Source organism: Brevibacterium sp. CCUG 69071 (genome assembly GCF_021023135.1).
In the GTDB taxonomy this organism is placed as follows: domain Bacteria; phylum Actinomycetota; class Actinomycetes; order Actinomycetales; family Brevibacteriaceae; genus Brevibacterium.
The window spans coordinates 1-2,157 of record NZ_PGFV01000015.1 but is presented as its reverse complement, the minus strand read 5'-3'; the positions used below and the strand labels follow the sequence as shown (position 1 = coordinate 2,157).

Below are 2,157 nucleotides of genomic sequence, written 5' to 3'. Positions count from 1 at the left end.
TTTCATGCTGATGGTACTGCAACTTGGTGGTTGTGGGAGAGTAGGTGACTGCCGCAATATTTTTTGGAGAGGGTCACCCCCTGTTGGGGGTGGCCCTCTTCGTGTATTCACACCCAAACACAAACGAGGGGAGTGTCCTCCTGGCTACGGTCAGGAGGACACTCCCCTCGTGGCTTTTGCGGCTTCCAATCGGCTGCATAGTTATCTGCTGATGATGGCAGCTCGGAGCCAAGTGGGAGTAGCTGGTTATGACGGTGTGCAGTGGCGCAGCGACGCCGCACGGATGCCGAGTCGCCCCTTGTCGAGCCGTATGATGAGTCGTAATCTAGTCATATAGCGGGTTAGTGGGTAGTAGCTCAGTCGTTAGGATTCGAGATGGACGTTACACGGTCAGTTACGCGTCGCCTCGGCGAGGTCGGAGGGTCTGTACGCCGGTGGCGACTGCTGCAGTCGCTCAAGGCCGAGGAGCTCGCGGAGCGTGCAGGAATCTCCCGCTCTACCCTGCAGAAGATCGAACGCGGTGAGGCCGGTGTCTCGTTCGGGGCGGTGCTGTCGGTGATGCAGGCATTAGGGCAGCTGGAGCACGTCGCCGAGTCGTTCGACCCTCTGAGCACCGACGTGGGCAAGTTGCGTGCATCTGAGGTACTGCCTGAGCGGATCCGTCGATGAGCGAAGAGATCCGGGTCGAGATGGCTCATGACGATGGCGCGGTGCTCGTCGGCACGGCCTACTTCCATGTGGCCAGAGGGCAAATCTCGACGACCTTCAGATACTCCGACGACTATCTCTCCTCTCGTTGGGCCTACCCCATCGATCCATTGCTGTCGCTGTCTGCTGCTCCCTTCAGCGTTCCTGGGCTGCCCGGGTGCTTCTCCGACTGCGCCCCCGATCGATGGGGCAGGAATCTTGTGGCCAAACAGCACCGCAGGCTTGTCGGCGAGGGCATCGCTCGGGATCGTCGGCTGACCGATGTCGACTATCTGCTCGGCGTCAGCGATGAGACACGGCAGGGTGCGCTTCGCTTCAGACATTCCATCGCAGAGGAGTACCTCGGCTCCGGCACTCATATCCCGAAGCTGCTCTCACTCCCGGAGCTGCAGCGGGCCGCGGACGATGCGGCAGAGGGATCCGACGTCGCCATCAAACGCCTGCTCGAGGCCGGTACCGGTTCACTTGGTGGCGCCCGGCCCAAAGCGTCCGTCCTCGGCGATGACGGAACGCTGATGATCGCGAAGTTCTCACGAGAGACCGACGACTGGAACGTCATCGCCTGGGAAGCCCTGTCGCTCAGGCTTGCGCAGTCCGCCGGCATCTCGGTTCCGGTCAATAGACTGCTGACGATCGACGAGAGGCCCGTCCTGCTTCTGCAGCGATTCGACCGCACCGGCAACCGTCGCCACGGCTACATCAGCGCCATGACAGCCGCAGGACGACGTGACGGAGAGCCGGCCGACTACCTCGACGTCGTCGAAGCCATCGAAGATCTCAGCGGTCGCTGGCGTCGCGACTGCGAAGCACTCTTCCGTCGTTTGGTCTTCTCGGTGGCCACTCACAATACAGATGATCATCTGCGCAACCATGGATTCGTTCGCACCGAATCCGGTTGGGAGCTGTCGCCGGCGTTCGACATCAATCCCCAGCCTTCGCTCGTCGTTGATCGGCAGACTGGGATCAACGGCGTCACCGAAACCGACGACGAAGCAGAGGCGCTCCTCGAGTTCGCCGGCTTATGTCACCTGACCATTCCGGCCGCACGGAGGATCATGGTCGACGTCGCCGAGGCGGTCGGGCAGTGGCGACAGCATGCTGCGGCACTGCCGATCACGTCCACAGACCTCGACCGCATCGGCAGTGCCATCGAGACACAGGTTGACCGGGTGAAGAACGCCGCAGGCGCCTGACCGGACAGCGGCGATTCCAGCTCGGATGTTCGGTGTGCTGAAAGCAGGAAAGCGTCGTCAATCCAGGTCGATGGTCCGGTGATGACGGGGCTGCAGGGCTACGTGCGCGGTGTCACAGTGGCGTGGTTGGGTTTCGAGTTGCACGCACATCCCGAACTGGTCTAGAGTTATATCTCGTTGCCCCGGCGATAACGGATCGAAACGAAACGTTCTCCACAGGGTGTGACCAGGACAAACACTCAGATGTTTGGCAGGT

2 protein-coding genes are annotated in these 2,157 nt (G+C 61.3%); both read left to right on the top strand.

Annotated features, from left to right (window positions below; all coding sequences use genetic code 11):
* The first annotated feature begins 375 nt into the window (after positions 1-375).
* On the top strand, positions 376-669 hold the full coding sequence (locus CV023_RS18670; RefSeq protein WP_230748576.1) for a helix-turn-helix domain-containing protein: 294 nt from the start codon (positions 376-378) through the stop codon (positions 667-669).
* On the top strand, positions 666-1,901 hold the full coding sequence (locus CV023_RS18665) for a type II toxin-antitoxin system HipA family toxin (RefSeq protein WP_230748575.1): 1,236 nt from the start codon (positions 666-668) through the stop codon (positions 1,899-1,901). The genes CV023_RS18670 and CV023_RS18665 overlap by 4 nt, the downstream gene beginning before the upstream one ends.
* The last annotated feature ends 256 nt before the right edge of the window (positions 1,902-2,157 follow it).